Below are 16,009 nucleotides of genomic sequence, written 5' to 3'. Positions count from 1 at the left end.
AATAAAGTCGCTGCCGTGAAGAGTTTTTATCCGCACAATGGCCCTTTGCAAACCGCCCCACGGAGCCTGATGTGGAAATGCCCAAGCACCTGCCGCCACTACTGGCCCTGCGCGCATTCGAGGCCGTGGCCCGCCACCTGAGCTTTATCAAGGCGGCTCGGGAGTTGTGCGTGAGCCAGAGCGCGGTCAGCCATCAAGTGCAGAAACTCGAACAGCACTTGGGCCAACGCCTGTTCATACGTCGGACTCGCGCCATCGATCTGACCGCCACCGGCGACACCTACTACCGACAGATTCGCCCGGCCCTGGAGCAGATCGCCCAAGCCACCCAGGCGCTGCTTGCGCCCGCTGGGCAGCACGTTCTGCGCATCGGTCTGCTGGCGTCCTTCGCCACCTTGTGGCTGGCGCCTCGCCTGGCAGACTTCAACCGCCGCCATCCAAAGATCCAGTTGGAATTGCTACCGGCCATCGACCTGGCGGATGTCGCCGGCGCCGAGGTCGACCTGGCCATTCGCTACGGCAAGGGCAACTGGCCAAAGGTCCGGGCCACGCGCTTTCTCGCCGAGCAGCTATCGCCAGTCTGCAGCCCTGCCTTCAAAGCCACCTCCCTGGCCAACGGCCCCTTGCTGTTGGCTCGCTCCCATCAACCCTTCGAGTGGGATGACTGGAGCAGGCAACAGGCCATGGACCTGGCCTCCCACCCCAGGGTGATGCTGCACGACTACAACATCGTGGTGGAAGCGGCCGTGGCCGGCCAGGGCATCGCTATGGGGCGCCGCCAGTTGATCCAACGCCACTTGGCCCAGGGCAGCCTGGTGGATGCCTTCGACCTGCCCCCTTTGTGCAGCCAGATCGGCTATTGGCTGGTGACCGCTGAAGGAGCGTCGAACCCGGCTCTGGAGTGCTTTGTACAGTGGCTACTGGAGCAAGGCCTCGACCCATGAGAAATTCAGATACGTCGAATTAGATCTATCCGTTTGTCGCTCCTGGACTGAACGCGGATGCTGCAGGCCTTGCATCCGAGGACTTCCCATGAGCGACTCCCTGAAATGCCGCGTACAGCAATTGGGGCTTGAGCTACCCGCCCCCAGCCAGCCAATCGCCAACTACGTCAACCATGTACGCAGCCAGAACCTGCTGCTGATCTCCGGACAGATTCCCTTGTTGCAAGGCCAACCGACCCTGCAGGGCCGTCTCGGCGAGAGTCTGACAGTGGAGCAAGGCACCCAGGCCGCCGAGCTCGCGGCCCTGGCCTTGCTGGCCCAGTTGAGCGCGGCGCTGGACGACGACCTGTCGCGGCTGCAGCGCATCAGCCGGCTCGGTGTATTCATTGCCGCCAGTGCCGATTTCCAGAGCCATGGCATCGTGGCCAATGGCGCTTCCAACCTGCTGGTCAACGCCCTGGGTGAGAAAGGCCGGCATGCGCGCACCGCGGTGGGTGTGGCCAGCCTGCCCGCCGGGGTCGCCGTGGAGGTCGACGCGATTTTCGAACTCAAGCCATGAGCCCCCTGGACCCAGCGCACCTCGCCCGTCTGCGCGAGGCCACACCCGGCTGCGCCCGGGTCTGTCACTTCAACCACGCGGGTGCTTCATTGCCCAGCCAGGGCACCCTGGACGCCATGCTCGGGCAACTGCAACGGGAAGCCAGTGAAGGGCCGATGGAGGCCGCCATCACCGGCGCACAGCTGCAGGAACAGGCCCGTGAGGCCGCGGCCCGGCTGCTCAATACCAGTCCCGCTGCAATCGCCTTTGCCAGCAGCGGCTCGGCAGCCTGGAGCATGGCCTTCAACGCCCTGCCGCCGTGGCAGGCGGGCGACCGGATTCTGGTGGGGCGCCATGAATGGGGTGGCAACCTGGCCTGCCTGGCCCAGGCGGTAAGTGCCGGCGCCCAACTGGAAATCATCCCCTGCGACCGCCATGGCGCGGTTTCGGTGGAGGCGCTGGAATCCATGCTCGACTCGCGCGTGCGCCTGATCGCCCTGACCTGGCTGCCGGCCAACGGCGGCTTGATCAATCCGGCCGCCGCCGTCGGCCAACTGGCCCGAAATAGGCGCATTCCCTATTTCATCGACGCTGGCCAGGCCCTGGGGCAACTGCCCTGTGATGTAGAGGCGCTGGGGTGCGACGTGCTCAAAGGCGCGGGACGCAAATACCTGCGCGGGCCACGGGGCACGGCCCTGCTCTATGTCAGGCCGGGCTTTCTGGAACAGTTGCAGCCACTGCCGCGGGATGTCTTGTCTGCTCCCTGGAACGGCCAGGGCTTCAGTTTGCGGGACGATGCACGGCGCTTCGAAACCAGCGAAGTTTCGCTGGTGCTGCTGGCGGGGCTGGCCAATGCCTTGCAGGAACTGCACAGCATCGGTATCGATGCCATCCGCCAGCGGATCAAGACCCTGGCCGACACGCTGCGTCAGGACCTCGACCGCCTGCCCGGCCTGCAGCGCCAGGACCTGGGGGTCGCCGGGCAGCAGTCAGGCCTGATTGCCTTCACCCTCAAGGGCTGGGACTGTTTTGCACTGAAGGAAGCGTTGGCTCGAAGGGGCATCAATATCGGAGCCAACGGCGTGGCCTACACCCCGCTGGACATGCAGGCCCGAGGCCTGACCCAGATTGCCCGGATCGCCCTGAGCTATTTGAATACCGAAGCGGAAATCCAGCGCCTGCTGGAGGCGCTGACGGAACTGGCCGGACGCGGCCCCGCGGGCTAGACCTGCACGTCCACCCACAGGCCCTGGCGCGGGGCATCCTCGATCAGCGGTGCCACCGGCACGGTGTTGTCGGCGTTCAATTCGTCGCCGGGCACGGCCAGGTGCTGCTCCGGATCATCGTCGGCCTCACGCTTGCGCCGCTGCTTTTCCTGTTGGCGCTGCTGCTCTTCGCGCAGTAGCAGGGCCGACTGCTCGGCATCGCGCTTTTGCAAGTCGATGGTGCTTTCGTTGGAGCTTTCCTGTACCGGCACCACTGGCGGGATATCCGGACGCTGCCGGATCGGGTCCTGCTGGGCGGTGATGGGCACGGCACTCAAGGGGAGCATCGGTGGCAGCATGTTATGGGTCTCCTGTCGGCAGGCTGTCGGCTGCGGCACGGGCGACTTGAGCCATCGGTCGCAAAACTGTGACCCGGTCGTCAGCCGATAGTGCCCTCGGGGCCGACGAACGCCGCTGTACGCTACCTTTTATTCCAGGGGTTTTTATCAGAGTTCTTTGGACTGGAAGCGTCGTTCCGTTAAGATAGTCGGCTTTTTCAAAGCGGGAGTCAGGCAGCATGGCGCAGCAGTATCAACCGGGGCAACGCTGGATTAGTGACAGCGAAGCCGAGCTAGGTTTAGGCACCGTTCTGGCACAGGACGGTCGCTTGCTGACCGTGCTCTATCCGGCCACTGGCGACACCCGCCAGTATGCGCTACGGAATGCGCCCCTCACTCGCGTGAGGTTCTCTCCAGGGGACAGCATCACCCACTTCGAAGGCTGGAAAATGACCGTTCAGGAAGTCGACGACGTCGACGGCCTGCTGGTCTATCACGGCCTCAACGGGCAGAACGAGGCCGTTACCCTGCCGGAAACCCAACTCTCGAACTTCATCCAGTTCCGTCTGGCCAGCGACCGTCTGTTCGCCGGACAGATCGACCCGCTGGCCTGGTTCTCCCTGCGCTACCACACCCTGGAACACACCAGCCGCCAACTGCAGTCCTCGCTCTGGGGCCTGGGTGGCGTGCGCGCCCAACCCATCGCCCACCAGTTGCACATTGCCCGTGAAGTCGCCGACCGTATCGCGCCACGGGTCCTGCTGGCGGACGAAGTGGGCCTGGGCAAGACCATCGAGGCCGGCCTGGTCATCCATCGCCAACTGCTCTCGGGCCGCGCCAGCCGGGTGCTGATCCTGGTTCCGGAAAACCTCCAGCACCAGTGGCTGGTGGAAATGCGCCGGCGCTTCAACCTGCAAGTGGCACTGTTCGACGAAGAGCGCTTTATCGAAAGCGATGCCAGCAACCCGTTCGAAGACACCCAGTTGGCCCTGGTGGCCCTGGAGTGGCTGGTGGACGACGAGAAGGCCCAGGACGCGCTGTTCGCCGCCGGCTGGGACCTGATGGTGGTGGACGAAGCCCACCACCTGGTCTGGCACGAAGATCAGGTCAGCCCGGAATACGCCCTGGTGGAACAGCTGGCCGAGACTATCCCTGGCGTGCTGCTGCTGACCGCGACCCCGGAACAACTGGGCCAGGACAGCCACTTCGCCCGTTTGCGCCTGCTGGACCCGAATCGCTTCCACGACCTCGCAGCCTTCCGCGCCGAGAGCGAGAACTACCGCCCGGTGGCCGAAGCGGTGCAGGAACTGATGGATAAAGGCCGCCTGTCTCCCGAGGCGCACAAGACCATCCACGGCTTCCTCGGCAACGAAGGCGAAGCCCTGCTGGCCGCGGTCAACGACGGCGACAGCGAAGCCAGTGCACGCCTGGTGCGCGAACTGCTGGACCGCCACGGCACCGGCCGCGTGCTGTTCCGCAACACCCGCGCCGCCGTGCAGGGTTTCCCGGAGCGCAAGCTGCACGCCTACCCGCTGCCATGCCCGGACGAATACCTGGAACTGCCCCTGGGCGAACACGCCGAGCTGTATCCGGAAGTCAGCTTCCAGGCCCAGCCCGACGCCAGCGATGAAGAACAGCGCTGGTGGAAATTCGACCCGCGGGTCGAGTGGCTGATCGACCAGCTGAAGATGCTCAAGCGCACCAAGGTCCTGGTGATCTGCGCCCACGCGGAAACCGCCATGGATCTGGAAGACGCCCTGCGCGTGCGCTCCGGCATTCCGGCCACGGTCTTCCATGAAGACATGAACATCCTCGAACGCGACCGCGCGGCCGCCTACTTCGCCGATGAAGAGTTCGGCGCCCAGGTGCTGATCTGCTCGGAAATCGGCAGTGAAGGCCGCAACTTCCAGTTCGCCCACCACCTGGTGCTGTTCGATCTGCCGTCGCACCCGGACCTGCTGGAGCAGCGGATCGGCCGTCTGGACCGGATCGGCCAGAAACACGTGATCGAACTGCATGTGCCGTACCTGGAAACCAGCCCGCAAGAGCGCCTGTTCCAGTGGTATCACGAAGCCCTGAACGCCTTCCTCAACACCTGCCCGACCGGCAACGCCTTGCAGCACCAGTTCGGCCCGCGCCTGCTGCCGCTGCTGGAAAACGCCGACGACGGCGAGTGGCAAGCCCTGATCGACGAAGCCCGTGGCGAACGCGAGCGCCTGGAAGCCGAATTGCATACCGGCCGCGACCGCCTGCTGGAGCTCAACTCCGGCGGCGCCGGTGAAGGCGATGCGCTGGTGGAAGCGATCCTCGAACAGGACGACCAGTTCGCCCTGCCGATCTACATGGAGACCCTGTTCGACGCCTTCGGCATCGACAGCGAGGACCATTCGGAAAACGCCCTTATCCTCAAGCCCAGCGAGAAGATGCTCGATGCCAGCTTCCCCCTGGGCGACGACGAAGGCGTGACCATCACCTACGACCGCAACCAGGCGCTGTCCCGCGAAGACATGCAGTTCATCACCTGGGAGCACCCGATGGTGCAGGGCGGCATGGATCTGGTGCTGTCCGGTTCCATGGGCAACACCGCTGTGGCGCTGATCAAGAACAAGGCGCTCAAACCCGGCACCGTGCTGCTTGAGCTGCTGTATGTGAGTGAAGTCGTGGCCCCGCGTTCGCTGCAACTGGGCCGCTACCTGCCGCCGGCCGCCCTGCGCTGCCTGCTGGACGCCAACGGCAACGACCTGTCGGCACGGGTGGCTTTCGAGACCCTCAACGACCAACTGGAAAGCGTGCCCAAGGCCAGCGCCAACAAGTTCATCCAGGCTCAGCGCGACCAGCTGGCGCCGAAGATCAACGCTGGCGAAGCCAAGGTCGCACCGCGTCACGCCGAGCGCGTGGCCGAGGCGCAACGGCGCCTGGCGGCCGATACCGATGAAGAACTGGCGCGCCTGACCGCGTTGCAAGCGGTCAACCCGACCGTCCGTGACAGCGAGCTGGTCGCCCTGCGCAAGCAACGGGAACAGGGTCTGGCGATGCTGGAAAAAGCCGCCCTGCGCCTGGAAGCGATCCGGGTGCTGGTGGCGGGCTGATTGCCCGACGCCAAGCGCTAAACAAAAGGCCCGCATCGTGCGGGCCTTTTTTTCATCTGCCAGATCAGACCGCCAACGCCGTCGCCGCAGGCTCAGCCAGCGCCAGCCCCTCCTTCATGCGCTGGGCATCGCGGACAAAGCAACGCGCGGCCTGGAACAGAAACAGCAGGGTCAGGAACAGCGCCACCGGAATCAGGTACATGGCGTCGTGCAGGCCGATGGCCTTGAACTCCTCGGTCATCAGCTCGGCACCGGCGGCATACATCGCCGAGTGGGCGAAGTGATCCGACAGCGCGCCGACCACCACTGGCCCCAACCCGCCGCCCAGCAGGTACAGACCGGCGAAAAACAAGGCCATGGCCGTGGCCCGCAAACGGGGTTCGACCACGTCCTGCAAGGCGGTATAGACACAGGTGTAGAAGTTGTAGGCAAACAGCCAGCCGACGCTGAACACTGCAACAAATACCCCGATCTCGACGCGCCCGGCATGCAACGCCCAGCCAGTGGCCAAGGTCGAGATGACCAGGCTGCAGGCCGCGAACAGCAGGCGGCCGTTGGCAACCCGCTGATGAATCTTGTCGGCGACCCAGCCACCCAGGGTCAAACCCACCAACCCGGTCACACCGACAATCAGCCCCGTCGCCATGGCCGCCTCCTGCAAGGGCATGAGGAAGTAACGCTGCAGCATCGGCACCAGGAAGGAGTTGCAGGCGTAAGTGGCGAAGTTGAAGGTCAGCCCGGCCAAGGTCAGCCAGAGAAAGGTCGGAATCGCCAACACCCGGCGAATCGGGCGGTCGACAGGCACTTGTGCCACCTTCACCGCTTCCGCCGCACCGCGCTTGGGCTCCTTGATGAAAAACATGAACACCGCCAGCACCAACCCGGGTACCGCAGCGATGAAGAACGGTGCCCGCCAGCTGTCAAAAGCCTTGACCATGGCCCCGATGGTGAAGAACGCCAGCACCAGCCCCAGGGGCAGCCCAAGCATGAAGATACCCATGGCCCGGGCCCGGCGGTGCGCGGGGAACAGGTCGCCGATCAGCGAGTTGGCCGCCGGTGCGTAGCTCGCCTCGCCAATGCCCACCCCCATGCGCACCAGCAGGAAACTCCAGAAACTGCCGACCATGCCATTGACCGCCGTCAGCCCGCTCCACACCGCCAGGCCCCAGCCCATCAGCTTGCTCCGCGAGCCGGTATCGGCCAGGCGCCCGAGGGGCAGGCCGGCGATGGCATAGACGATGGTAAAGGCGGTGCCGATGATCCCCAGCTGGAAGTCACTCAAGTGCCATTCCATGCGGATCGGCTCGATGATGATGGCGGGAATGGTGCGGTCGAAGAAGTTGAACAGGTTTGCCAAAAACAACAGGAACAGAATGCGCCAGGCATTTGCCGCTTGAGTCGAGTTATCCATGGGGTCGATCTCTTTATTGTTATTCGGCCAGACGCGAGCGAGCCTGGAAGCTGCAATCTAGTCAGGCCCGGCTTGGCTGTCTGTGATCATTCGTCAGCCTGATATCAAACCATCGCATGCCGGCCCCGGCCGCGACCTTCAAAACCCTCACAGCGCGGCGCGGCGAATTCGCCACAGCCCCCATTACCCGGGGCTTTCCCAGTCTTTTCAAGGGCTTGGCCGGCACTGAAAAAATACCTGGCGCCCCCCCTTCCCAAGGCCGATGGGAAGCCTAGAATAGCCGCCTTGCCTGCCCCCCTTACCCTTCCCTCTCCCTTTGAATACGCCTATGTCCGAAGCCAGTCCGTGTCTGAATTGCGGTGCCTGCTGTTCATACTTTCGTGTGTCTTTTTTCTGGGGCGAATGCGCCTCATCCGGTGGCACGGTCCCCGACGATCTGGTGCAGAGCATCAGTCCCACTCGGGTAGCCATGCTCGGCACCGACTGCAAATCGCCGCGCTGCATCGCCCTTGAAGGCGAGGTCGGCCAGGGCGTGAGCTGCTCGATTTATGAGCAGCGTTCCAGCCCCTGCCGGGAGTTCGAAGCCTCCTGGGCCGACGGCCAGCACAACAGCGACTGTGACGCCGCCCGGGCCGCCTTTGGCCTGGCGCCCCTGGAGCCGCTGGATCACGAGCCCTGGTTCGAGAAAAGCGCATAGCACCATTGGCGATAGGGCTCATAAGCAAATCATTAGAGCCAGATTGCCACCTCCCATTGCAGCCAACAGGTGCCTTCTATACTGCAAGCACTTGTTGGCGCGCGGGTCCGCCGACACCACATGACTCAGAGATGGGCATGCTATGGAATGGCTGGGTCTGCATTTCCTCACCGAGCTTCCAGATAGCGGGCAAGTGGTTCTGCAATGCAGTCACAACCCGGTCCTGGTGCTGCTGGCTTATCTGGTGGCCTGTGCCGCCAGCTTCGCGACACTGGATATGGCCGAACGTGTCAGCCACGTCGAACAAGCCACCCATCAACGCCTGTGGCGCTGGGTCGGGGTCTGCTGTCTGGCCGGCGGTATCTGGGCCATGCACTTCATCGCCATGCTGGCGCTCGAAGTCCCCCTGGAAATCCAGTACGACCTGCCACTGACCCTGGTTTCCCTGCTCCTCGCCCTGATCGCCGCCTGGCTGGCAATGAACACCTTGAGCCATATCGAGCTGCCGCTCTGGCGCTATGGCGTGGCCTCGGCGTGGATTGGCCTGGGCATCTGCTGCATGCATTACGTGGGCATGGCCGCTATGCGCTCCAGTGCCAGCCTGTACTACGAACCCATGCTCATGGGGCTGTCGCTGCTGGTGGCGATCGGCGGCAGCCTGGCCGCGCTGCTGCTGTCCCGGCACTTGCGCGATGGCAGCGGGATGTTCCATCAACTGCTCAAGTACGCCAGCAGCCTGGTGTTGGGCGGCGCCATCGTGCTGATGCATTTCACCGGCATCTGGTCCATGACCCTGGTGCTGCCCGCGGGCAGCCTGCCGACCTCAGTGGCACCCAACGGCCACATGCAACTGGGCCTGACCCTCAGCGTGATCACGCTCCTGATCATCGCCAGCGGTATCAGTGCGGCCCTGGCGGACAAGAAGCTGCAACACAAGGAGCGGGACCTGCGTCGGGTCAACGCCTTGCTCTCGCAACTGGACCAGGCCCGGGCCTCGCTGCAGCAGGTGGCTCATTACGATGCCCTGACCAACCTGATCAACCGCCGTGGCTTCAACCAGCTGTTCGCGGAAAAACTCATGGAGAAAAACACCTTCGGCGGCATGCTGGCGGTGATGTTCCTCGACATCGACCACTTCAAGCGAATCAACGACAGCCTCGGCCACGATGCCGGCGACGAGTTGCTCAAGGTCATCGCCGGGCATATCAAGAGTTCCACCCGCAGCCATGAAGACGTGGTGGCACGCCTGGGTGGCGATGAATTCTGCATTCTCATCAATCTCCATGAGCGAGATGAGGCGCGGCTCATGGCCCAGCGCATCATGCAGAAGATGAAGGAACCGATCGAACTGGGGGGCCGGCGCATGGTGATGACCACCAGCATCGGCATCAGTGTCTTCCCTGACGACGGCAAGACCTGCGAGGAGCTGCTGAAGAACGCCGACCTGGCGCTCTATCAGTCCAAGGGTGCCGGGCGCAACAGCCTGCACTTCTTCAGCTCCAACCTGAAGACCCGCGCCACCCTGGAGCTGCAACTGGAAGAAGAGCTGCGCAATGCCCTGCGCGACGATCAAGGGCTGCTGCTGTATTACCAGCCGATCTACGACCTCAAGCTCGGCAGGGTCACCAAGCTCGAAGCCCTGGTCCGCTGGCAACATCCGCAGCATGGATTGCTGTTACCGGATCGCTTCATCGACATTGCCGAAACCAACGGCATGATCGCCGAGCTGGACAACTGGGTATTGCGCAAGGCTTGCGAGGACCTGGCCTACCTGTCCCAAAACGGCAGTGGCGAGTTGAAGATCGCAGTCAACTGCTCGGCCCTGAACCTGACCCGTGACACCCTGGCCGAGGAAATCGCGGCCGCCCTGCGTGACGCCCAGGTCGCCCCGCAACGCCTGGAACTGGAGGTCACGGAAAACGCCCTGATGGGCAACATCGCCAGTACCCTGGCCCTGCTCCAGCAGATCCGCGACCTGGGCGTATCCCTGTCGATCGACGACTTCGGCACCGGTTACTCATCCCTGGCCTACCTCAAGCGCCTGCCGCTCAATACCCTGAAGATCGATCGATCGTTCATCCAGGACATCCCCAAGTCGACCCAGGACAGGGAAATAGTCCAGGCAATCATCGTCATGGCCCACACCCTGCACCTGCAGGTGGTCACCGAAGGGGTCGAGACCCTGGAGCAGCAGCAGTTCCTCGAACACTACGGCTGCGACTACCTGCAGGGCTACCTGCTCAGTCGCCCGGTGCCGCTGCAGGACCTGGGTCGGGTACTGGATGAACTGAACCAGCGCCACGACAGGCTCAATCTGCGGATGCCGGGTCTCGATAGAGGCGAATCAGGGTCGCCGGGTCCTGCTCCAGATAGCCCTGCCCACCATGCAGACGCATCAACTGCGCAGCTAATCCGCTGATCGGCGTAGCCGAACCCTGCTCCCGGGAAAACTTCACCGCACCGTCCAGATCCTTGAGCAGGGTCCGCACATGCCATTTCACCGGTTCGAAACGGCTCTCAGCCATCTGCGGGGCCAGGATCTGCAGCGGCTTGGAGTCAGCGAAACCGCCGGCCAGGGCCTCGGCAATCAACCGTGCATCCACGCCGGAACGCTCCGCCAGGGCCACCACTTCGGCAATCACCAGGGCATTGCAGGCGACAATCATCTGGTTGCAGGCCTTGGTGACCTGGCCTGCCCCCACAGCCCCCATGTGCGTGACCCGCTCCCCCAGGGCCAGCAACACCGGGCGGACCCGTTCGATATCCGCCGCCTCGCCGCCCACCATGATCGCCAGGCTGCCGGACTCGGCACCGGGGGTTCCACCGGAAACCGGGGCATCGACCCAGGCCATGCCGGTGTCGCGAGCCAGCGCCGCGGCCATCTCCCGGGTGGCGGTGGGTTCCAGGCTGGACAGGTCCAGCAGCAGTTGCCCGGCCCGGGCGCCCTGGGCGATGCCATCGGCAGCAAACACCACCTGGCGCACCACGTCAGTGTTGGCCAGGCACAGCAGCACCAGATCCGCGTGCTCGCACAGCTGCGCGGGTGTGGCCACTTGTCGCGCCCCGGCGGCCACCAGGGGCGCGCACTTCTGCGGATTGCGGTTCCACACCGTCAGCGGATAGCCCGCAGCCAGCAGGCGCCGGCACATGGGCAGCCCCATCAGGCCGATCCCGGCAAACCCGAGTGAAGGTAACGCTGACATCATATTGCCCCCATTTGATTAAAGATCATCGAATACTGGCCGATTCATCATGATTCAGGAAAGGATTCCCCCGAGCGACGCTCAGTAAATACCCTGACGCCTTGGGCAAAATTCGCGCTCCACGCAGCGGCGAGGTCCCATTCCGTGATGGTTCGCTGACACCTCGTCTCGAGCCAACCAGACCAGGCATATGGCGCACAATGACTTCTAAAAACAATCCTGCCAACGCAGTCTCCGAGATGACGCTGACCTCCCCCACATCAAGCCACTCAGATACGAAGCCATTGTCCAGTTCACGCCCCCTGTCGACCCAGCAGTACCTGTATTTCACCGAAACCAACACCGACCGCATCCTCGACAACCTCGATGGCCTGCGCGACTCCGTGTTCCCGCGCCCGCCGCACCTGGAAGACGAGCAGGAAAATCGCCGTGACCAGGAATTCCCCTCGGTGTGCCTGATCGGCCTGGGCCGCTGCGGCTCCAACATCGCCCTGGATGTGGCGGAGCTGGTGTACAACGCCCGCAAGTTCTACCTCAACGAATTCAATAACGAAGACAAGGCCTACGAAGGCGGCTACAGCCCCGGCCAGTGGATCCGCCAGAACCTGCGCCTGGGCCAGAGCAAGGCCAGCAAACCGGTATTCCTGGTGGAGCCCCTGGTGATGCTCGGTGACCTGGACAAGGACATCGCCGGGCGCATCCGCTTCTCGCGCAAGGGCGAAAAGAGCGGCTTCATCCGCGACTACAGCAAGATGAAGATCATGGACCTCTCGGAAGTCCACGCCGGTGGCGCCGGTAACGCGCCGATCCTCGGCCAGTACCTGGCCAAGATCATCCTCAACAAGGACACCCAGCGTTTCTCCAGCCCTGACTGGAAAATGATCCACTCGTACCTGATCGATTCCTGCGGGATCAAGGCCAACCAGTCGCGCCTGTACTTCTCGATCTTCAGTGCCGGTGGCGGTACCGGTTCGGGCATGGCTTCGGAGTTCGGCCTGGCCCAGCAGTACTCGTACATGAACAAGACCTTCGACACCAAGCCGATGGACGAGCACGACAGCAAGAGCGGCCACTCCTTCGTCTTCGAGCCGATCTTCACCAGCGGCATCTGCGTACTGCCGAACATCTCGGACCATCGCAGCGAAATGTCCGAGGCGCTGCACATCAACGCCGGCCGCCTGCTGTGCAAATACCTTTCGGAAGAGTGGGACTTCTCCTACAACTTCGACAATGAAGACAGCAGCGAAGCCAGCGTCATGGGGCGGATCCGCCCGTGGAACGCGATGATGCTGATCTCCAACGACATCATGCGCTATGCCGAAGAAAGCGATGACGGCAACATCCAGAACATTGACGTCAACGCCATGGAGAAGCACGCCAACCAGTACATCTCCCAGCAGATCTTCAACATCCTCACTGCCCAGGCAGTGACCACCGACTACGACCAGAACTACTTCCGTCGCGCCGGCATCGACATCGGCGAGACCATCCGCCTGGACGCCAACGACCTGTTCATGAGCCTGGCCGGCCCGGTGGCGATCGCCTACGCCGAATCCGTGGTGCCGGAGCAGCCGGTGCCCACCGGCGACAAGTTCAAGGTGTTCGAGAAAGAGCCGCAGCGCCTGAACATCGACGACCTGTTCTTCCGCTCCATCGACCTGCCGCACTTCAACAAGGTGACCCAGGCCATTGAAGGCATCAGCCTGCTGCCCATCGAGTCCAAGCGCTATCGTGCGGCTCTGGAGCAGTACAAGGCCTCGGGGTATGACGCCGCGGCGCTGCACGACCTGCATTTCTTCAAGAACTGCTCGTCGGTGGTATCGATTGTGTCCCTGCCCAAGGACTACAAGCTGTCCTACATGGACCTGAACCGGCTCAAGACTCACCTCAACAGCCTGTTCCCCAACACCACCCTCAAGCGCTACGCGCTGGTGATCGGCGCCTCGGCCAACCTGTCGCTGACCACCCTGATCGCCAAGAGCCCGTGCCTGTCGGATGACTTCCTGACCCTGATCGTGGCCTTTATCAAGCGTTGCTTTGCGCGCAATCCGTACCGTTTCGACGACACCCTGGACAACTCGGTGCTGGATTTCATCGTCAGCGAGCAATTCGACGAAGACCGCATCGACGATCTGCTCAACGAATTCGAGAACCCGGCGAAGATCCTCGATACCAACTGGTACGCGATCAAGCCGATGTACGAGAAGAAGTACCGCGAGCTGATCAACGACAAGGACAAGTTCGTCTCGATCAACGACATCCGCCTGTCCCGCGATTGCGTGAAGAAGGCCATCAAGTACCTGCGCGAGATCTACCGTCACCGCATCGGCAAGACCCGGGTCATCTCCCTCAATAGCCACACCGGCAAGACCGCCTATTAAGAAGGGCTTCGCCAGCGAGCCGGCTCCTACACCGCAGGGAAAAAACCTGCTGCCCTGTAGGGGCGGCCGGGCGGCGTTCCGCTCGCCGGCCAATGGTCAATTTGTTCACACCACGAAACAATTAAGCAGCTCGTCGGACCGACTTGAAACTGTGCCCCTTCCGTGAACGTCACCCTGGCTGAAATCCCTGTGGGGCCTTTCTCCACGGCAAGATGCCATCACTGGACTCACGGTTACTCGGCTACACACTTTTGTCCGACAAAATAGCGCACCAGATTGGCGCACACCTTCAGCGCGGCGCCCTCTCCTGGGTCAGAATCCAGGGCGAGACCACCACGGCCCACAGCTGCGGATCACGCTCCAACAGATCGGACGCCCGCGTCGCAGACAGCTTTTCAACCTTCCCTTCGGCCAGCCAGGCCGCGACTTTTTGTGCCTGATTCTCCGCTACCGCCTGGGCCGCCTCGATCAGATCCAGGTCGGCGTCGACCCACAATAGGGCACCCTTGGCAAAGAACGGCTCCAGTTCCTTCCAGCTGATAGATGCGGTCTCACCAAGCAGCTTGGCATAGAGGGTGCTAGGTTCTTGAGTCATGGGACTGTCCAGAAATGAAATCGGCGCAATCATAACGTCGGTGCTCTGGCAGAAAAACCCAGAAGCAAATGCATCACCGATCGAGAAGCTCAGAAGCGCCAGGGACTGACGCCGAACCGGGCGCGAGCCACGCCGCAAATCTGTCTTTTTCTTTCGATTAAGCGACACCCCGCGTTTTTGCCCCCAGCCGCCAGCTTTTCAAGCGAACAACCGGCGCTCTACACTGTACCGGTACAGTTGCCAGGGGCACTTCCGACGGATATTCGCGATATATCTGATTCGGTTCTGCGACCAAGGCCGCCGGAACTATAAAAATTACAACAGTAAGAGTGGAGCACTATGAATAAGGCTACTAAGCAGATTTCCAAACTGTTTGCCGCTATGGTCCTGGCCGGTGTTGCCAGCCATTCGTTCGCAGCTGACACCATCAAGATCGGTATCGCCGGCCCCAAGACCGGCCCGGTAGCCCAGTACGGCGACATGCAGTTCAGTGGCGCGAAAATGGCCATCGAGCAGATCAACGCCAAGGGCGGCGTCAACGGCAAGAAGCTCGAAGCCGTTGAATACGATGACGCCTGTGATCCAAAACAAGCCGTGGCGGTGGCCAACAAAGTGGTCAACGATGGCGTCAAGTTCGTGGTCGGCCACCTGTGCTCCAGCTCCACTCAACCCGCTTCCGACATCTACGAAGATGAAGGCGTGATCATGATCACCCCGGCAGCCACCAGCCCGGACATCACCGCCCGTGGTTACAAAATGGTGTTCCGCACCATCGGCCTGGACAGCGCCCAGGGCCCTGCCGCCGGTAACTACATCGCCGACCACGTGAAGCCAAAAGTCGTTGCCGTACTCCACGACAAACAGCAGTACGGTGAAGGCATCGCCAGCGCCGTGAAGCAGACCCTGGAGAAGAAAGGCACCAAGGTGGCCGTGTTCGAAGGCATCAACGCCGGCGACAAGGACTTCTCTTCGCTGATCGCCAAGCTCAAGCAAGCCAACGTCGACTTCGTCTACTACGGCGGCTACCACCCGGAGCTGGGCCTGATCCTGCGTCAATCCCAGGAAAAGGGCCTGAAGGCCAAGTTCATGGGTCCGGAAGGCGTGGGTAACGACTCCATCTCGCAGATCGCCAAGGACGCGTCCGAAGGCCTGCTGGTGACCCTGCCCAAATCCTTCGACCAGGACCCGGCCAACGTCGCCCTGGCTGACGCATTCAAGGCCAAGAAAGAAGACCCGAGCGGTCCTTTCGTATTCCCCTCCTACTCCGCGGTTGAAGTGATCGCTGGCGCCATCACCAACGCCAAGAGCGAAGACGCGGCCAAGGTGGCTGAAGCCATCCACGCCGGAACCTTCAAGACCCCGACCGGTGACTTGAGCTTCGACGCCAAGGGCGACTTGAAAGACTTCAAATTCGTGGTCTACGAGTGGCACTTCGGCAAACCTAAAACCGAAGTCTCTCCTCAGTAAGGCGCGCCCTGACTGACTGCCAATAAAGCCCACGGCTCGCCGTGGGCTTTGTTTTACGAATGTATGGGCCTGTGTTCCGTGATCCGGAATCCCGCCCACCTGAAAATCTCAAAACCGTCATCAGCGGTTCGCTGGCAAAAC

The 16,009-nt window shown here is 62.5% G+C and carries 12 protein-coding genes; 8 read left to right on the top strand and 4 right to left on the bottom strand.

The genetic code is table 11. The annotated features are described in order from the left end of the window. The first annotated feature begins 77 nt into the window (after positions 1-77). From ACMGF8_RS11930 to ACMGF8_RS11920, 3 genes are all read left to right on the top strand, one after another. Positions 78-944 (top strand): LysR substrate-binding domain-containing protein, encoded by an 867-nt coding sequence (locus ACMGF8_RS11930; RefSeq protein ID WP_115582476.1) that lies wholly within the window; start codon positions 78-80, stop codon positions 942-944. A gap of 88 nt (positions 945-1,032) precedes the next feature. After that, positions 1,033-1,503 carry a RidA family protein gene (locus ACMGF8_RS11925; RefSeq protein ID WP_207167179.1) on the top strand — a complete coding sequence of 157 codons (471 nt, stop codon included), beginning with the start codon at positions 1,033-1,035 and terminating at the stop codon, positions 1,501-1,503. Then, positions 1,500-2,708, top strand: a complete 1,209-nt coding sequence (locus ACMGF8_RS11920) for an aminotransferase class V-fold PLP-dependent enzyme (protein WP_305948828.1) — start codon at positions 1,500-1,502, stop codon at positions 2,706-2,708. Before ACMGF8_RS11925 ends, ACMGF8_RS11920 begins: the two co-directional genes overlap by 4 nt. Here ACMGF8_RS11920 and ACMGF8_RS11915 read toward each other — a convergent pair. Further along, positions 2,705-3,046, bottom strand: a complete 342-nt coding sequence (locus ACMGF8_RS11915) for an aspartate-semialdehyde dehydrogenase (RefSeq protein ID WP_102861487.1) — start codon at positions 3,044-3,046, stop codon at positions 2,705-2,707. The two genes, ACMGF8_RS11920 and ACMGF8_RS11915, sit on opposite strands and share 4 nt — an antisense overlap. Before the next feature lie 218 nt (positions 3,047-3,264). Between ACMGF8_RS11915 and rapA the strand changes: the two genes are divergently transcribed. Beyond that, entirely contained in the window at positions 3,265-6,114 is a 2,850-nt protein-coding gene (gene rapA / locus ACMGF8_RS11910) for an RNA polymerase-associated protein RapA (RefSeq protein ID WP_416759744.1), read from the top strand. A 64-nt stretch (positions 6,115-6,178) separates the two neighbouring features. Here rapA and ACMGF8_RS11905 read toward each other — a convergent pair whose 3' ends face one another. After that, on the bottom strand, positions 6,179-7,525 hold the full coding sequence (locus ACMGF8_RS11905) for a spinster family MFS transporter (RefSeq protein WP_102861485.1): 1,347 nt from the start codon (positions 7,523-7,525) through the stop codon (positions 6,179-6,181). Positions 7,526-7,853: 328 nt separating this feature from the next. Here ACMGF8_RS11905 and ACMGF8_RS11900 point away from each other — a divergent pair, with 328 nt between their 5' ends. Beyond that, a complete protein-coding gene (locus ACMGF8_RS11900; protein WP_102861484.1) occupies positions 7,854-8,222 on the top strand; it encodes a YkgJ family cysteine cluster protein in 369 nt (122 codons plus the stop codon). A 142-nt stretch (positions 8,223-8,364) separates the two neighbouring features. Continuing rightward, the gene (locus tag ACMGF8_RS11895; protein ID WP_416759741.1) at positions 8,365-10,641 is read left to right on the top strand and encodes a putative bifunctional diguanylate cyclase/phosphodiesterase; all 2,277 of its coding nucleotides are present in this window, start codon (positions 8,365-8,367) and stop codon (positions 10,639-10,641) included. On the opposite strand, the gene ACMGF8_RS11890 is transcribed toward ACMGF8_RS11895, so the two are convergent. Next, positions 10,532-11,428: an NAD(P)-dependent oxidoreductase gene (locus ACMGF8_RS11890; RefSeq protein ID WP_416759739.1), complete on the bottom strand. Its 897-nt coding sequence runs from the start codon at positions 11,426-11,428 to the stop codon at positions 10,532-10,534. The two genes, ACMGF8_RS11895 and ACMGF8_RS11890, sit on opposite strands and share 110 nt — an antisense overlap. A gap of 197 nt (positions 11,429-11,625) precedes the next feature. Here ACMGF8_RS11890 and ACMGF8_RS11885 point away from each other — a divergent pair, with 197 nt between their 5' ends. Next, positions 11,626-13,806, top strand: a complete 2,181-nt coding sequence (locus tag ACMGF8_RS11885) for a hypothetical protein (protein ID WP_102861481.1) — start codon at positions 11,626-11,628, stop codon at positions 13,804-13,806. A gap of 289 nt (positions 13,807-14,095) precedes the next feature. Here the strand turns inward: ACMGF8_RS11885 and ACMGF8_RS11880 are convergent, their stop codons facing one another. Then, the gene (locus ACMGF8_RS11880; RefSeq protein WP_102861480.1) at positions 14,096-14,401 is read right to left on the bottom strand and encodes a DUF2288 domain-containing protein; all 306 of its coding nucleotides are present in this window, start codon (positions 14,399-14,401) and stop codon (positions 14,096-14,098) included. A 339-nt stretch (positions 14,402-14,740) separates the two neighbouring features. Between ACMGF8_RS11880 and ACMGF8_RS11875 the strand changes: the two genes are divergently transcribed. Then, positions 14,741-15,868: a branched-chain amino acid ABC transporter substrate-binding protein gene (locus tag ACMGF8_RS11875; RefSeq protein ID WP_102861479.1), complete on the top strand. Its 1,128-nt coding sequence runs from the start codon at positions 14,741-14,743 to the stop codon at positions 15,866-15,868. Positions 15,869-16,009 lie beyond the last annotated feature (141 nt).

The organism is Pseudomonas sp. BNK-7, from assembly GCF_048072025.1.
GTDB classification, from domain to species: domain Bacteria; phylum Pseudomonadota; class Gammaproteobacteria; order Pseudomonadales; family Pseudomonadaceae; genus Aquipseudomonas; species Aquipseudomonas danubii.
This window is presented reverse-complemented; position numbering and strand designations above follow the sequence as displayed.